The sequence below is a fragment of the Streptomyces sp. yr375 genome (assembly GCF_900110755.1).
Taxonomy (GTDB): Bacteria; Actinomycetota; Actinomycetes; order Streptomycetales; family Streptomycetaceae; genus Streptomyces.
Genome location: NZ_FOFF01000067.1, coordinates 1 through 14,992 on the forward strand (window position 1 = coordinate 1; position 14,992 = coordinate 14,992).

Consider the following 14,992-nt stretch of genomic DNA (forward strand, 5'->3'; position numbering starts at 1 on the left):
CCAGGAGTTCCCCGACCTCGTACGCCACTACTGGCGGGCCAACAAGCTGTGGTCGGGCTCCTACTTCGCTGGAACCGTCGGCGGCGCCCCGCTCACCGTGGTCAGGCAGTACATCGAGCAGCAGAACCGGCCGGTGTGAGCACAGCCCAGCTCCGCCGGGACCAGCAATCACGACGCTCCGCGCCGCGGGTGGTGAACACGCCGTGTCCGGCGCCGCCGGACAAGACGCGGCGACGCTCCGCGTCGCCACCATCAGATTCGCTTCACCACCGGGCTGAAGCCCGATGCACTGCGAATGAACCCCGGTAGCGCCGGGTCGGCCAGGCTCTCGGCCTGGTCGTGGAACAGGGTGATCGCGTGGTCCGGGTGGGTGGCGAACACGAGGATCCACAGGTCTCGTTGCAGGTCCACCCACCGGGGCGTGAATCCCCAGCGGGCCAGGTCCTCCAGATGGGCACCGACCTCGGTGGGCAGCGGTGACAGATGCCCGGCTGCGAGGCGGCGCAGGCGGGTCCGCGTTGCCCGCAGGCCATGGATACGGGCGGTGAGTTCGTCGTCGATCTCGCGCAGCGCCTCCTGGAACTCCTCGTCGTCCGCTGATCTCAGGTCCCGGATACGGGCCAGGGGGACGCCGGCTTCGGCGAGCGTGCGGATCTTGATCAGGTCGATGGCGTCGTGCGCGCCGTAGCGGCGGTAGCCGGACGCATCGCGGTCGGGCTCGGGGAGCAGCCCCTTGTCGTGGTAGACGCGGATGGTCTTGACCGACACCCCGACATACCCGGCTAGCTGCCCGATCGTGATCACCCGGCCATCGTCCCACTTGACCCTTCCCCTGGGGCAGGGACGCAGCATGGCGTCATGACGAACACGAACATGGATCGGGAGACCTTGCGCGAGCTGGCCGACGAGGGCAACGAGACCGCTCTGGACCGGCTGGCCGATCTCGCCGACGCAGCGGGCGACCTCGCGGAGCTGAGCGAGCTGTTGGACGAGGGGTCCGTGCGCGCCGGGTTCCTACTCACCCGACGCGCGGTCGCGACCGGCGACCTGCGCGAACTGCAACGGATCTCCGACGCCGGGTACGACCAGGCCGGCAGCGAGTTGGACCGGCTGCTGAAGGCACCGGCTGACGGGCAGCGGAACTGAGCGTCCGACCGGCCGCGGCGGCCGCGCTTCAGGCCGCGGCCATGGAGTTCAGCTCGCGGCCGGCGCGCTCAGCCACAGTACGCGGCAGGTCGAACCTGTGCATGTGGGCGAGAGAGTGCACTGACCGCTTGGGTTCTGTGAGTCGTGCGAACAAGTCCATGGCGTCGAGCGGTCGGCCTCCCCATCGGATGCGTTGCCCGCTGCGGGCCTCGGCACATGAGCACCGCCGACGCCGCGCTACAGTGAAACGGTGACGTCCCTGCCGGAAGACCCGCCGCCACGGATCAGCGAAGACGACCGCGACACGGCCGTACAGCGCCTGCAGGAGGCGTACGCCGAAGGGCACATCTCGCACGCGGAGATGGACGAACTCCTCCACCAGGTGCTCACCGTCACGACGCACGGCGAACTCGTGTCGGCCATGGCCCCGCTCCCGCCGGAGAAGCCTGCCACCACGTCCACCATTGCCGCCGCCGGCGGGTGGATCCGGCGACGCGGTGCATGGCGGGTGCCGCGGATCCTCAAGGTCGAGTCCGCATACGGAAAGGTGAACCTGGACCTGTCCCGGGCGGTCTTCGAGCACCCTGTCGTCGACATCGAGCTGCAACTTCCGTACGGCAGGGCCAGGATCACGGTGCCTCGCGACGCGGTCGTCGAGATCGAGGACCTGCGCGCCGGGTGGAAGGACCCGAGATACAAGCCTCGGCAGCCCTCCCGCCCTGGCGGGCCGAGGGTCCGTATCTCCGGAGTCATGGGGTACGGACGGCTGAAGATCCGCCACTCGCGGCGCTGAGGTCCAGTTCACGGTCCGGCGCTGCTTCATCCTCGACGGCATCGCCCACCGATCCCCGCGCACGACTTACGCTCGTTGTGCCAGGACGGACCCGCGCTGCGGAGGGAGACCAGGGATGCCGCAGGGAGCCGTCGTCACCATGGCCGGGTTCACCGGAGTGAGCGGCGCGGTCGCGCTGCTGACGGGCCTCGCAGGTCTGCGGAGGATCCGTCGTCTGCGCCGTGCGGGCCTGGATGTGTGGGCGCTGGTGAAGCGCACCGGTGCGGTCGGCGCAGAGGACAACCCACGGCCGGTACTGCGGTACACGACCGAGGACGGCCGGGTCATGGAGGTCGCCTCGCCCGTGCCGGCGTCCAAATCTCGGCCCTTCGCCGAGGGCAGCCACGTGCTCGTCAGATACGACCCGGAAGATCCCCGCGAGTTGGTGTTGTACGGACACGAGCGCGCTGCGTGGGAGTACGCGATGGTGGGCGTGGGCGCCGTCTTCGTTCTCCTGGGCGCGGGCCTGCTCCTCGGATAGTCGGCCAGTCGGCGCACCACCGCGATGTCGCGCGGGCCTCGCCCCGGGAGGAGACCTCGGCCTTGCCGTAGGAGCCGTTGGCGGTGACCAGGACGAAGGCGAGCAGCCGGACGGTCAGCGTCCGCAGCGGGCGGCCGACGAGGTCCTTGACGGCCATGCCGGTGTCGTCGTCCTCACTGAGCAGCCGGGGTCGCAGAAAGCGGTTGGCCGCGAGTCCGACGAGCAGGGTGAGGACGGCGACGACGATGACGAGGATCACGGGTGCGCCCCTCCGGCGGCGGAGGAGCGCGTTCGAGTGAATGCAGCGTGCTGGAGTGTTGTTGCCGGTCCCGGCTCGGTGTACCCGAACACGGCCAACAGCGAGGCCGATCAAGGCCGCGGCCTGGGCGTCCCGGCAGAGGTCGCGTCGGGTGACGGGTGCTCAGCGTCTCGTCTCGTACCTGGTCAGGATCACGCCGCCGGGAAGCGTCCGCGTCTCCACCAGGTTCAGGTTCACCCAATTGTCCAGCGCGGCGAAGAACGGCGTGCCGCCGCCCACCAGGACCGGCGCGGTGGCCAGCACGTACTCGTCGATCAGCCCGGCCCGCATGGCCGCCGCGGCGAGCGTCGCGCCGCCGATGTCCATCGGGCCGCCGTCCTCGGCCTTGAGCCGGGTGATCTCGGCGACCGCGTCGCCGGTGACCAGGCGGGTGTTCCAGTCGACCTTGTCGACCGTCGAGGAGAACACCACCTTCGACATGTCCCGCCAGCGGCGCGCGAACTCGATCTCCGCCGCGGTGGCGTCCGGCCGCTGGTCGCCGGTCGGCCAGTAGGAGCTCATCGTCTGCCACAGCTTGCGCCCGTACAGCGTCAGATCGGTCGCCTGCAACCGGTCGGACCAGAACTGGAACAGCTCGTCGCTCGGCACGCTCCAGCCGATGTCGTCGCCGGGCGCGGCGATGTAGCCGTCCAGGGTCAGGTTCATGCCGTAGATCAGTTTCCGCATGGTGCCGGCCTTCCGTGAGTCGGTCTCACACGTAACAGACCGGCGCGGCGCGGGAAACTCATCAAGACCCCGCAACTCTGTTCGATGACTGAATCGCACCGGGCGTATCTCGCGTGAGCGCATGAACCGGCGGGTGTCCGCGTCTCTGGGCGCGGCCGTCGATGCCGACGGTGCGGTGCGGCGACCGTGCGCCAGCCGGACACTACGTCTGCCTGTTCCCGCCTGATTGCGGTGCCCGGGCCGACCGGGCGGACCGGGCCGATCTCGTCCGTCGTCAATGCCACGCTCCTGTCTGCTCCTTGACGACCTGTCGAGCAGCCGCCAACTCGGCTTCTACGGAACGTGCTGACTCACGGCCGCCGTCGGACGTGGGACAGATCCAATGTCTCCGGCGGCCGGGCCTCCACCTGGCGCAGAAAGGTTAAACCACCCCACAGGGGATGTTCCACGCGCCCCCCTGGAATCGGCGTTGCTGCTCGTGCTGCTGCGCCGGCGCGGCGGCCATTTGGAGCAAGTGCGGTGCCTCACCCAGTACTTGGCCACTCCGACAGCGCAAGTAACCGGATTCGACGCCGCGTTGGCACAGGCGGTGCTGCACGGCCGGACGATCGACACCGATGTCGTCGGCGACGAACTGCTGGCCGACTTCGACCACTTCTCCATCGCGAGGAAGCGGCTGCTCTTCGATGTTCATCTGGCCGTGGCGGGTGCGGTCCCCTTCGTTCCGTCCATGCTCCGCCCTGCCCGTACGGTGGCTACGGACGAGGGCGGGGACAACACTGTCATCTGGATCGAGATGATCATGCTCAGTGTCCGGGTGCTGGTCGCCCATGGCCTGGGCCTGGGCCTGACCGAGCAGATCACCGACGCGGAACGTGAACGGCTGCTGGTCCTGCTGGGCTCCAGCCCGGCGCCGGTGTGGGAGAACTACCCCACGGCGCACCTGCTGGCCCTGCTGGCCGTAGAACGGTTAGCCCCCGAACACCCCCTCGTCGGCAACGGTGTCACCGCGCTGCTGGCGTGCCGCAACCCCGACGGCGGCGTACCGAGCATGTTGGACCTGGTGGTGTTCAACACCGGATGCGCCGGGCTGGCACTGGCCCGCGCGAATGCCGAACCCGCACTGCTGAACCGCCTGTGCGACTACCTCGTCGAGCGTCAAATGCCCGACGGCGGCTGGACGTTCGGCGAGGACATGCGGCACACCGACGTGGACACCAGCGCGTACGCCGCGGCCTGTCTGGCCACCGTCGACCCCGTCCGCCACCGGGCGTCGCTGGAGCGTGCCGCCGGGTACTTCCGGGGCATCGTCGGCCACGACGGCGGGTTCCCGACCTATATGCGGGGCGACCCCTCGGAAGTCGGCATGACCGGAGGCGCGGTCAGTGCGCTGGCCTGGAACGGTGCCGATCACGCCGACCTGCTGGACGGCGCGGCCCGCCGGCTGCTCGACTCCCGGCACCAGGACGGCACCTTCGAGCGGAGCTGGAGCCTGAGCGAGGCCAACACCATCTGGCGGGCGATGTGGGCCCTGCACTCGCTGCCCGACCCGACCCGCACCGCACTCCGGCAGCGCGTCACCGACGCGGACGCCGCCTCTCTGCGCTTCCTCGCCCGGGCGCAGAATCGTGACGGCGGCTGGGGACACCGCCCGGGAGACGCCAGCGACGTCACCAGCACCTGCTACTCCCTGCTCGCCCTCTCCGCCATGGGCAAGCGCCTCGGCCAGGACGCGATCGTACGGGCGGGCGTGACCCACCTGCTGTCCCGACAGCACTCGGACGGCACCTTCACCGCGCCGCCCGACCAAGTCGGGCCACGCCCCCTGCCGTTCGACGTGCCGGTCTTCACCGACATCTGGGTCCTACTGGCACTGACCGGCTGCGACAGCGACTGGAACTGGTGAACCCCCCGACAGGAGGACGGTCCGAGGCGGACACGAACGTGGACATGAACAACTCCCCCGGGCCACAGGGCACCTGCCCCGCCCGCGCACCGGTGCCCCTGCCCCTGCCGGTCGACCGCCCCTCCCTCCTCGACCCGCCCACCGGCCTCACCCGACTGCGCGACGACCTTCCCGTGGCACCGCTGGCCTTCCCCGACGGTCCGCCGGGCCGGCTGGTCACCCGCTACGACGACGTGCGCGCCGCGCCGGCCGATCCCCGGCTCAGTTCCCGGATCCCCCACCTCAACTCCCACGTCCGGGCCTGTCTCATCTCCACCGCGGAGATGGCTGCCCTGCGCCCCTCCGACCTGCTCACCAGCGACCCGCCGGAACACACCCGGCTACGACGCCTGGTGGCCCGCCAGTTCACCGCCCGCCGCATGAACCAACTCGCCCCGCGCGTCCAGGACATCGTCGACGACCACCTCGACGCCCTGGCCGCCACACCCGGCCTCGCCGACCGCGCCCGCTACCAGCGCCTCACCGCCGAACTCCTCTCCCTCGACCGCACCCGAGAACAACTCCTCGCCAGCAAGGCGGAGTTGAAGACCTATCTGATGGGCCTGGCGCACCGGAAACGGACCGCGCCGACGGACGACGTCCTGTCCGGCCTCGTCCGAGCCCAGAGCGCCGGTACGCCCCTGTCCGACGACGAGATCGCGGCCCTCGCCCAGCTCATCCTCATCGCCGGACACGAGACCACCACCAACGTGATCGGCCTGGCCGTCCTCCTCCTGCTGCGCCCACCCCGCCTGTGGGACACCCTGCGCGGCCGGCCCGACCTGGTCGACGGCGTCATCGAGGAGACACTGCGGTACGCGACCGTGCTCCAGTTCGGACTGCTCCGCGTCGCCCGCGAACCCCTGCCCATCGCCGGCCGGCCCATCGCGGCCGGCGACCGGGTCGTCCTCCACCTGCCCGCCGCCAACCGCGACAGCAGCCGTTTCGCCGACCCCGACCACTTCGACATCCACCGCCCCGACGCCTTGCGACACCCCACCTTCGGACACGGCACCCACCACTGCCTCGGCGACCAACTCGCCCGCATCGAACTGCGCACCGTCCTCACCACCATGCTCCAGCGCTTCCCCGGCCTACGCCTCGCCGCCGACCCCGACACGATCCCCACCCACCGACACCGGGTCATCCACGACCTCGCCGAACTCCCCGTGCACCTCACCCCGTGACCCGCCGACCGACCAGGGTGGTGACCATGACACACCGCGATCACGACGGCACGTACACCACGTACGCCGCCTACGCCTTCGACTTCGACGGCACCCTCGCCGACACCGCCGACGTCAACCACTCCGCCGTACGAGCCTCACTCGCCGCGCACGGCATCACCGTGTCCCTCGCCTGGGTCGCCGCCGAGCCGGCCTTCACCGCCGCCCGACTGCGCCAACGGCTCGGCCTCACACCGGAAGCCCTGCCCGAGGACAGCTTCGTCGAAGTCGCCCGCGCCTACTGGCTCACCCACACCGACCGCATCAAACCGATCGCCACCGCCGCGAGAACCGCCCGCGCCGCAGCCGACCATGCCGCGATCGCGGTCGTCTCCGCCAACTACAGCGACATCGTCCGCCGCGGCCTCACCGTCGTAGGACTCGACGACCTTCCCTGGACCATCGTCGGCCGCGACGACGTCCCCCGCCCCAAACCCGCCCCCGACGGCTACCTGCACGCCGCCCGCCTGCTGGACGTGGCCCCCGACCGGTGCCTCGCCCACGAGGACACCGACGAAGGCGTCGCAGCCGCCACAGCCGCCGGCATGAACGTGATCGACATCAGACACCGACCCTGGAAGTAGGCCGACAGCGCAGCCCGGATCGGCCTTCCTGTCCGTCAGGCGGTGTGCTGGTAGGCGAGGTAGGTGAGATAGCCCGCGTCGCCGCCCTCGTAGAAGGTGGCCGGGTCGGCGGGGTCGTTCCACCAGGTCGGGGTTGGCGATGAAGGCGCGGCCGAAGCTGGGCGGGCAGTAGCACTTCACCGAGCAGGACATCGAGCGGGTGGAGTTCATCCAGCGCCTGTACACGGCGGGGCTGTCCAGCCGCACCATCCTCGAACTGATGCCGTGCCGCGACGCGCCCAGCGACGAGAACTCCGACGCCGCGCTGGAGCGCATGGCCCTGGAGCCCGACAGGCTCTCCGCCCATATCGAGGAGCTGCTGAACACCCGTGACGCCCTCGACGGGCTGATGGCGCCGCCCGGGCGCACCGCGACGCCCACCGCGACGCCCGCCGGACCGCGCCTGAGGGGACTTGAGGAGGCCTGAGGAGGCGTGAGGGGGCTTGAGGATCAGCCGAGAAACTCGGTCACCGTCTTGGTGAACCAGTCGGCGTCCTCCTCCGCGACGAAGTGTCCGGTCGGCGCGACCGCGGCCCGCACGTCGTCGGCGTGGGGGGCCAGGGCTTGGGCGGTGGCGGTGCCGGAGCGGGGGCTGTCGATGGCCAGGACCGGCATGGGCAGCTTGCGCTCGGCGAGCAGGGCGCGGTTCTCGCGGCCGTCGTCGAGGAGGGTGCGGTAGTGCTCGAAGCCGCCGCGCAGCCGTTCCCGGCCGGTGTACGCCTGGGCGTAGGCGGCGAGGTCGTCGTCGCTGAAGGTTCCGGGGTTGGCCATGGCGGTGAACGTGGCGGTGAGGAACTCCAGTTCGTGGCCGTCGAAGAGCATCTCGGGCAGGTGCCGGGTCATGAAGAACCCGAAGTGCCACATGCCGCCCTCGGCGACGTTCATCGCTTCCTCCAGGCCGAAGCCGGGCAGCAGGGCGTCGACCAGGACCAGGTGGGAGATGTCGTCGGGGTGGGCGGCGGCCCAGGCAAGGGCGATCATCGAGCCGATGTCGTGGCCGGCCACGGCCACCGGGCCGGTCAGGTCCAGGGCGGTGAGGATGCCGCGTATGTCGTCGGCCTGGTTGGTCTTGGCGTAGCCGCCCGCCGGGCGGTCGCTGTCGCCGGTGCCCCGCAGGTCGGGGACGACGAGGGTGTGCCTCCGGGCGAGGGCCGGCAGCACGCGGGCCCAGGCGCGGGAGGTCTGCGGCCAGCCGTGGAGCAGGACCAGGACCGGTCCGCTGCCGCCCACGGCTACCGAGAGACGGGTGCCGTTGGTGGCGATCTTGTGGACGTGGAAGTCGGCGGGAAGCCAGTCGGCAGTGCTCACGGGGGTGTCCTTCCGTCAGATCCGTCAGAGAGTGGACTCGATCAAGGGTGGGCTGTGGCGGTGGCGTTGGGGTCGATTACGTGGCGGGGGCCGCGAGTCGGCGTAAACGTTCTTCGCCGATCATGGACAGCATGTCGGTGTGCTCGGGGTGCCAGTCCGGTTCCCGCTGAGCGCTGACCGCGCGGATGCGGCTGGACGCGGCCATGATGAGCGCGCCGAACTCGCCCCATACTCCGGCGGCTTCCTCGGTGGTGACGCTGCGGGGCTTCACCCCGAGGTCGTCCGCGACGCGTTCGGCGATCCAGCGGTTCGGGATCTCGCCCGCGACGGCGTGGTAGAGCCCTCCGGGCCTGCCCTGTCCAGGGCGAGGGTGAACAGACGGGTCACGTCGTCGATGTGGACGTGGCTGTAGGTGTTCAGCCCCTGCCCGACGTAACAGGCCGCCCCGCTCACGGTGACGGACCGGTAGATCATCGACAGGTGGCCGTGGTCCCCGGGGCCCCAGATCAGGCCGGGGCGGACGACCATGGAGCGCACTCCGGCACCGGCGGCGGCCAGGACCGTGTCCTCGGCGGCCTTGCGGTACTCGGCCAGGGGCTCGGGCGTGAAGGGGTCGTGCTCGGCGAAGAGGTCGGGGCTCCACACGCCCCCCCGGTGCGCTGGAGCAGCACCCCGCTGCCGGACAGGAAGAGCAGCGCCTTGCCCGTCCCGGCCAGCGCCCGGGTGAGGTCCTGGACGGCGCCGGTCTCCTGCTCCGGGCCGGGCTGCGCCGCGTAGACAACCGCGTCGGCGCGCAGGGCCGCCGCGACGGCGTCGGGCCGGCGCGCGTCCAAGTCCCCCGCGATCGGGGTAATGCCCTGCGCGTGGAGGGTGGCGGCGGCGTCGTCCGTGCGGGCCAGGCCGGTGACCGCGTTCCCGCTCTTGATTAAGTGCCGGGCGAGGGCGCCGCCGACGAAACCGGTGGCGCCGATGACGAAGACGTTCACGGCGGGGCTCCTCAGGCCGGCAGCGGGCTGCGCTCGCCGCCGTCGGCGAACAGCACGGCGCCGTTGACGTAGGAGCTGGCCGGGCCGGCCAGGAACCACCCGTACACCAGCCCCCACCAGGACGGATGAGTTTTTCGGCAGGCGCAGCCCCAACCCGTCCGTCAGGGCAGCCAGTTCCTCTGCCCACCCCTCAACGTGCCCCACCCTCACATCCATCAGATGGCCGGACAACGGTCAGCACCGATCACCAGTCACAAGATCCGAGCTAGTACCTGACAGTGTTAGAAAAATCTATGTCTGCCAAATCGCAGCGAGGCCCGGGGGCCTTCCCCCGCGAAAGTGGACACGCGTTCGGGTGATCATGCGGCCAGCGTGAGCTTATCGGACTCCTGCTGGTGCTGGTTTTCATAGGCCATGGGGCTGAGGTGTCCGTTGGCGGAGTGCCTGCGGCGGGTGTTGTAGCGGGTGAGCCACCGGAAGATGGTGCGTCGGCAGAGTTCCGTTCCCGGGAACCTATGTGGCCACAGCACTCGCGAGGACGGGCCGGCACCGCGCCCGCGCCCCTACCGGGTGGCGTCGCGCAGGAGGGCGTCGATGGTGCGGTGGGCGAAGGTGTGCAGGGTCTCCGGGTCGTCCTGGCCGAAGGTGGCGGCCCACAGGGCGAAGCGGCCGAAGAGCGCGGCCCACAGGTGCATCGCGGTGTACTCGGGGCCGTCCGGCCAGCGCAGTCCCTCGTCCTCGCAGGTGCGGACGGCGGTCAGCCACTGCTGCCACAGGACGTGGGCGGGGTGGGCCTGGTCGGCGAAGCCGAGGCGGGCGGTGTCGTGGCCGAACATCAGGCGGAAGACGCCCCGGTTGGTGCGCGCGAAGGTGCAGAAGGCGTCGCCCTGGGCGCGCAGCCGAGCGCCGTTGCCGGCGTCCGCCGCACCGGCGTCGGCGGCGCGCATGGCCGCCACGACGCGCTGATAGCCGTCCTCGGCGACCGCACGGGCGAGTTGGTCCTTGTCGGCGAAGTGCAGGTACATGCTCTGGGCGGCGATGCCGGTCTCCCGCGCGACCTCGCGCAGCGAGACCGGCAGCGCGCCCTCGTCGAGCTTCTGGTCGAGGAGACGCCCCACCGCCGCCAGGATCTCCCGCCGGAGCTGATCGCCCTGGCCACGGGGGTTGCGTCTGCGCCCGCCGGTGGCGCCGGCGCCGGTTACCTCGTTCACCTGCCCCATTGTGCGGCACCGGGGCCGGGGAGTGGTTAACGCTCGTTCAGGGTCGCGGCCACCACCTCCAGCGCCTGGCCGGCTGCGGGGAATCCCAGGTAGGGGACCGCGTGGACGGTCGCTTCCAGGAGTTCTTCGGCGGTGAGGCCGTTGCCGAGGCCGGCCAGGACGTGGTTGCGCAGTTCGGCCGGGTAGCCCTTGGCCATCAGGATGCCGATGGTGAGCAGGCTGCGGCTGCGCCGGTCGAGTCCGGGGCGGGTCCAGATCTCGCCGAAGCACTGCTCCAGGGCGAGCCGGCTCAGTCCGCGCCGGGGCCGGTGCCGTCGGCTTGGCTGGTCAGGCTGGAGCGCAGGAAGTCGTCTCCGAGCATGGCGCGGACGACCTCTTCTCCGGCGGCCCGCCGGTCGGCGGCGTTCACTGAATCGTTCATGACAGTCCTCCTGTCTCCTGACTCGCTCATGCCAGTTCTCCGTCGGTGGGAGCGGTCATCCGGGAGAGCAGGCCCAGGACGGTCGCGGTGGTGGTGCCCGCGTCGACGGGCAGCACGGCGCCGGTGATCCAGCGGGACTCCGGACCGGCCAGGAAGAGCGCGGCCCAGGCCAGGTCCCAGGCGGTGCCCTCGGTGCCGAGCAGGTTGGCCCGGCGGCGCAGTTCGCGGCCCGGTTCGCCGCCATGGTCGCCCATCGGGGTGAAGAGGTGGCCGGGCACCAGGCAGTTGACCCGGATGCCGTCGGGCCCCCAGTCGTGGGCGAGGTCGGTGGTGAGCGACTGCAACGCGCCCTTGCTCGCCCCGTACGCGCCGCTGCCGAAGCCGCGCAGCGCGGCGATGGAGGAGACGTTGACGACCGATCCGCCGCCCGCGCGCACCAGGTGGGGACGGGCCGCGCGGGCGACCAGCATCGCGCCGGTGACGTTGACGGCGAACACCCGGTCCCAGCCCGCCCGGGTGACGGTCGAGATGCCGCCCTCACCGCTGATCCCGGCGTTGTTGACCACGATGTCCAGACGGCCGGCGCGGGCGGCGAGTTCGTCCACCGCCGCTCCCACCGCCGCCTCGTCGGTGAGGTCGGCGGGGAGTGCGAAGGCCCGTCCGCCGTCCTTCTCGATCAGGGTGCGGGTGTGCTCGGCGCGTGCCGCGTCCGCGTCCAGGACGCCTACGGCGGCGCCCTGGGCCGCCAGCAGCAGCGCCGTCGCCGCGCCGGTGCCGAGGAAGTCCCCGGCGCTGCCCGCCCCGGTGACCAGCGCGGCGGTGCCGGTCAGCCGGGTGCCGTGGCCGTCGAGGTGGCCGCCGGTGCCCGTCACCATGTCACCGGCAGGCTGCTGAGGCCGTACACGATGGAGTTCTCCTTGAACGCCAGCGCGTCCTGGGCGACGGCGAGCCGCAGTCCGGGGATGCGCTCGAAGAGCCGGGGCCAGGCGACCGCCATCTCGACCCGGGCCAGGTTCTGGCCGAGGCACTGGTGGCTGCCGAAGCCGAACGCCATATGCCCGCGGGCGTTGCGGGTGATGTCCACCGCGTCGGCGTCCGGGCCGAAGGCGCGGGGATCCCGGTTGCCCGCGACGAGGGAGACGATGACGGCCTCGCCCGCGCGGACCGGTTGACCGCCGATCTCGGTGTCCGCCAGGGCGACCCGGCGCGGGTCGGTGGAGACGATCCCCCAGTAGCGCAGCATCTCCTCGGCCGCCGAGAACGCCAACTCGGGCCGGGTACGCAGCAGTTCGCGCTGGTCGGAGTTGAGGAGCAGGGCAGCGGTGCCCAGGCCCAGCATGTTGGCGGTGGTCTCGTGCCCGGCCCCGACCAGGATGCCGACCAGGACGGGGAGTTGGCCCGCGTCGATGCCGTCCGGGCCGGTGTGGTCGGCGATCAGCCGGCTGACCATGTCGTCGGCCGGTTCGCGGCGTTTACGTTCCACCAGCTCGCTGTAGTAGGCGAACGCCTCGGCATGCGCCTTCGCCCGCTCCTCGTGCGACACACCGAGGTCGGTGCCGGCGTCGGCGTGCCGCTGGAAGAGGGCGTGGTCCTCGTAGGGGACGCCGAGGATGAAGCAGATCGCCCGGGACGGCAGCGGCAGCGCGAAGTCCTTGATGAGGTCGACGGGGCCGCCCTTGGCGAGCACGGCGTCGATCAACTCGTCGGTGACCGCGAGGAGTTGATCGCTCATCGCACGGGTGCGCTTGACGCTGAACTCACGGGTGAGCATCTGCCGGATCCGGGAGTGCTCGGGGTCGTCGAGGCGGAGGAAGAGTCCGCCCTCGTGGTCCCGCTGGTTGGAGTGGACCAGCGGGAAGTCGGGGTGGCGTACGTCGGCGGTGAAGTTCGGGTCGGCCAGCACGGCGCGGATGTCCTCGTGCCGGGTGGCCAGCCAGTGCTGGGAGCCGTCCCAGATGGTCACCTTGTGCAGGCCGCCGGCCTCGCGGAACTCGGTGTACTGCGGCGGCGCGTCGAACGGGCAACTGCGGGGCGCGGGAAAGAACGGGACTTCCGGGGTCGCGGTACTCATGAATGCTCCTCTGCTCTGTTCTGCTGTTTTCTGCTCTGCTCTGTTTTGCGGGCTGCTTCAACTGCTCGAAGACACAGGGCCGTTCACGGGGGCGAGGTCGGGGTCCGGGGACTGTGCCGGCCAGGGGGCGTGGTCGAGTACGGCCTGCCGCCAGCCGCGCAGGGCGCGGGCCATGCCGGCGGCGACCACACCGTCCACCTGGCGCGGGCGCCCGTCGGCGTCGAGGTGGCCGTAGACGGCGACGAACCGCCCCTCGGCCGGTGCCCCCTCGACGACGGCGAAGGCCATGTCCCGGCCGGTGGCGCCGTAGGACTGGAGTTTCAGGTGGTACTGGTCGGACCAGAAGTACGGCAGGCCGGGCGGCGTGGGCTCGGCGCCCAGCAGGGCTGCGCCGACGGCCCGGCCCTGTTCGGTGGCCGAGAGCCGGTGCTCGGCCCGGACGTACCGCCCCGTGGCGGGGTTCTTCCAGGCGGCCACGTCGCCCGCCGCCCACACCGTCCCGGTGGCCTGGCCCCGCGCGTCGCACAGCACACCGAGGACGCCGTCGTCGCGCCCCCGCTCCCCGAGCGGCACCCCTGATGCGGCGAGCCAGTCGACCGCGGGCCGCGCGCCGACCGCGACCAGCACGGTGGTCGCGGCGATCCGGCTGCCGTCGGCCAGTTCGACCCCGTCGACCCGGCCGTCCCCGTCGGTGGTGACGCGGCTGACGCCGGTGCCGCAGCGCAGGTCCACGCCGTTCTCCTCGTGCACGGCGGCGAGCAGGCGCGCGATCTCGACGCCCAGCACGTTGACCATGGGCAGCGGCAGCGGGTCCACCATCGTCACCGGCACGCCCATGCCCCGGGCCACCGCGGCGGCCTCGGCACCGACGAACCCGGCCCCGACGACGACCAGCCGCCCGCCACCCGCCGACCCCGCCAGCGCCGCCTTCAACCGCAGCGCGTCCGGCAGCCCCCTCAGCACCTGGGCGCCGGAGAGCCCGGCGCCCAGGGCCGGCGGGTGCACGGCCCGCGCCCCGGTGGCGATGACCAGCGCGTCATAGCCGCATACGCCCCCGTCGGCCAGCCGCACCACCCGCGCGTCGGTGTCCACGCCGACCGCGGCCGTGCCGGCCCGGTAGGTGACGTCGAGGGCGTCCCACTGCTCGGGCGAGCGCAGCAGCAGGCGGTCGGCCTCCCACTCCCCCGCGAGCAGTTGCTTGGACAGCGGCGGCCGGTCGTACGGCAGGCCCGGCTCGTCGCCGATCAGCGTCACCTCGCCCGCGAAGTCACGTCGGCGCAGCTCCTCGACCACCGCCAGCCCGGCGGCCGACGCGCCCACCACCACGACCCGGCCGGGGTGCCGGGCGGCGGCGGCCACTTCAGTCCTCCTCTACGACGATGGCGAGCGCGGGGCAGAGCGCCGCCGCCTCACGCACCGCTTCCCGCTGGTCGGCGGGGGGCGCCGGGTCCAGCAGCAGCACGATGCCGTCCTCGTCCCGCTGGTCGAACACATCCGGCGCGGCCAGCACGCACTGGCCGGCCCCGCAGCACTTCTGCTCATCGATGACGATCCGCACGATCACGCCTTTCACAGAGTTAACCGGACAGCCGTCACCTTACGCATGACAGGCTAACTCGGGTGTGAAAGTCCTCGTAAAGAGGTGGAGGGGGTTCGGGCGGGAGCGCCCCGGCCGGCGTCGGCGGATCGGCATATGATCCCCGTCAACAGCCGGATAGCGTCAACAGGCGGCTGAAAACGGGCTGTTG

The 14,992-nt window shown here is 71.4% G+C and carries 19 protein-coding genes and 3 pseudogenes; 8 read left to right on the plus strand and 14 right to left on the minus strand.

The features are described from left to right. A partial coding sequence (locus tag BMZ82_RS36515) for a transposase (RefSeq protein ID WP_177244845.1) occupies positions 1-139 on the plus strand: 139 nt, incomplete at its 5' end. Positions 140-252: 113 nt separating this feature from the next. On the opposite strand, the gene BMZ82_RS36520 is transcribed toward BMZ82_RS36515, so the two are convergent. Next, a complete protein-coding gene (locus BMZ82_RS36520) occupies positions 253-804 on the minus strand; it encodes a MerR family transcriptional regulator (protein ID WP_093781702.1) in 552 nt (183 codons plus the stop codon). Positions 805-858: 54 nt separating this feature from the next. On the opposite strand from BMZ82_RS36520, the gene BMZ82_RS36525 reads away from it, so the two are divergent. From BMZ82_RS36525 to BMZ82_RS36535, 3 genes are all read left to right on the plus strand, one after another. After that, on the plus strand, positions 859-1,146 hold the full coding sequence (locus BMZ82_RS36525) for a hypothetical protein (RefSeq protein WP_177244846.1): 288 nt from the start codon (positions 859-861) through the stop codon (positions 1,144-1,146). Between the two features lie 250 nt (positions 1,147-1,396). Then, positions 1,397-1,939 carry a DUF1707 SHOCT-like domain-containing protein gene (locus BMZ82_RS36530; RefSeq protein ID WP_093781703.1) on the plus strand — a complete coding sequence of 181 codons (543 nt, stop codon included), beginning with the start codon at positions 1,397-1,399 and terminating at the stop codon, positions 1,937-1,939. Positions 1,940-2,054: 115 nt separating this feature from the next. Further along, positions 2,055-2,459, plus strand: a complete 405-nt coding sequence (locus BMZ82_RS36535) for a DUF3592 domain-containing protein (protein ID WP_256252298.1) — start codon at positions 2,055-2,057, stop codon at positions 2,457-2,459. 421 nt (positions 2,460-2,880) lie between these two features. Here the strand turns inward: BMZ82_RS36535 and BMZ82_RS36545 are convergent, their stop codons facing one another. Beyond that, entirely contained in the window at positions 2,881-3,444 is a 564-nt protein-coding gene (locus BMZ82_RS36545) for a dihydrofolate reductase family protein (protein WP_093781704.1), read from the minus strand. A gap of 478 nt (positions 3,445-3,922) precedes the next feature. Here BMZ82_RS36545 and BMZ82_RS36550 point away from each other — a divergent pair, with 478 nt between their 5' ends. From BMZ82_RS36550 to BMZ82_RS36560, 3 genes are read left to right on the plus strand one after another with little or no spacing between them, the layout of a single operon-like run. Next, positions 3,923-5,350 carry a prenyltransferase/squalene oxidase repeat-containing protein gene (locus BMZ82_RS36550; protein WP_256252302.1) on the plus strand — a complete coding sequence of 476 codons (1,428 nt, stop codon included), beginning with the start codon at positions 3,923-3,925 and terminating at the stop codon, positions 5,348-5,350. Positions 5,351-5,394: 44 nt separating this feature from the next. Next, on the plus strand, positions 5,395-6,576 hold the full coding sequence (locus BMZ82_RS36555) for a cytochrome P450 (RefSeq protein ID WP_093781706.1): 1,182 nt from the start codon (positions 5,395-5,397) through the stop codon (positions 6,574-6,576). A gap of 26 nt (positions 6,577-6,602) precedes the next feature. After that, entirely contained in the window at positions 6,603-7,199 is a 597-nt protein-coding gene (locus tag BMZ82_RS36560) for an HAD family hydrolase (RefSeq protein ID WP_143098985.1), read from the plus strand. Between the two features lie 35 nt (positions 7,200-7,234). Here the strand turns inward: BMZ82_RS36560 and BMZ82_RS42375 are convergent. After that, positions 7,235-7,358 (minus strand): annotated as a pseudogene (locus tag BMZ82_RS42375) (alkene reductase); the annotation flags it as partial. Between the two features lie 13 nt (positions 7,359-7,371). On the opposite strand from BMZ82_RS42375, the pseudogene BMZ82_RS36565 reads away from it, so the two are divergent. Next, positions 7,372-7,655, plus strand: a pseudogene (locus BMZ82_RS36565) (MerR family transcriptional regulator); the annotation flags it as partial. Between the two features lie 33 nt (positions 7,656-7,688). Here BMZ82_RS36565 and BMZ82_RS36570 read toward each other — a convergent pair. The 11 genes and pseudogenes from BMZ82_RS36570 to BMZ82_RS36605 form a co-directional block, all read right to left on the minus strand. Then, a complete protein-coding gene (locus BMZ82_RS36570) occupies positions 7,689-8,546 on the minus strand; it encodes an alpha/beta fold hydrolase (protein ID WP_093781708.1) in 858 nt (285 codons plus the stop codon). 76 nt (positions 8,547-8,622) lie between these two features. Continuing rightward, positions 8,623-8,817, minus strand: coding sequence for a hypothetical protein (locus tag BMZ82_RS42380; protein WP_256252299.1), 195 nt, complete (start codon positions 8,815-8,817; stop codon positions 8,623-8,625). Then, positions 8,814-9,191, minus strand: coding sequence for an NAD-dependent epimerase/dehydratase family protein (locus BMZ82_RS42385; protein ID WP_256252306.1), 378 nt, complete (start codon positions 9,189-9,191; stop codon positions 8,814-8,816). The genes BMZ82_RS42380 and BMZ82_RS42385 overlap by 4 nt, the downstream gene beginning before the upstream one ends. Before the next feature lie 80 nt (positions 9,192-9,271). Further along, positions 9,272-9,532 (minus strand): annotated as a pseudogene (locus tag BMZ82_RS42390) (NAD(P)H-binding protein); the annotation flags it as partial. A 563-nt stretch (positions 9,533-10,095) separates the two neighbouring features. After that, positions 10,096-10,752, minus strand: a complete 657-nt coding sequence (locus tag BMZ82_RS36580) for a TetR/AcrR family transcriptional regulator (protein WP_093781709.1) — start codon at positions 10,750-10,752, stop codon at positions 10,096-10,098. 26 nt (positions 10,753-10,778) lie between these two features. Then, the gene (locus tag BMZ82_RS36585; protein ID WP_218159086.1) at positions 10,779-11,045 is read right to left on the minus strand and encodes a carboxymuconolactone decarboxylase family protein; all 267 of its coding nucleotides are present in this window, start codon (positions 11,043-11,045) and stop codon (positions 10,779-10,781) included. After that, positions 11,042-11,173: a hypothetical protein gene (locus BMZ82_RS42395; RefSeq protein WP_256252301.1), complete on the minus strand. Its 132-nt coding sequence runs from the start codon at positions 11,171-11,173 to the stop codon at positions 11,042-11,044. Before BMZ82_RS42395 ends, BMZ82_RS36585 begins: the two co-directional genes overlap by 4 nt. A gap of 26 nt (positions 11,174-11,199) precedes the next feature. Continuing rightward, positions 11,200-12,048 (minus strand): SDR family NAD(P)-dependent oxidoreductase, encoded by an 849-nt coding sequence (locus BMZ82_RS36590; RefSeq protein WP_093781710.1) that lies wholly within the window; start codon positions 12,046-12,048, stop codon positions 11,200-11,202. Beyond that, complete coding sequence (locus tag BMZ82_RS36595; protein ID WP_093781711.1) at positions 12,042-13,244, minus strand: cytochrome P450; 1,203 nt, start codon at positions 13,242-13,244, stop codon at positions 12,042-12,044. Before BMZ82_RS36595 ends, BMZ82_RS36590 begins: the two co-directional genes overlap by 7 nt. Positions 13,245-13,301: 57 nt before the next feature. Next, positions 13,302-14,603 (minus strand): NAD(P)/FAD-dependent oxidoreductase, encoded by a 1,302-nt coding sequence (locus BMZ82_RS36600; RefSeq protein ID WP_218159085.1) that lies wholly within the window; start codon positions 14,601-14,603, stop codon positions 13,302-13,304. Between the two features lies 1 nt (position 14,604). After that, complete coding sequence (locus tag BMZ82_RS36605) at positions 14,605-14,802, minus strand: ferredoxin (protein WP_093781730.1); 198 nt, start codon at positions 14,800-14,802, stop codon at positions 14,605-14,607. Positions 14,803-14,992: the final 190 nt, after the last annotated feature.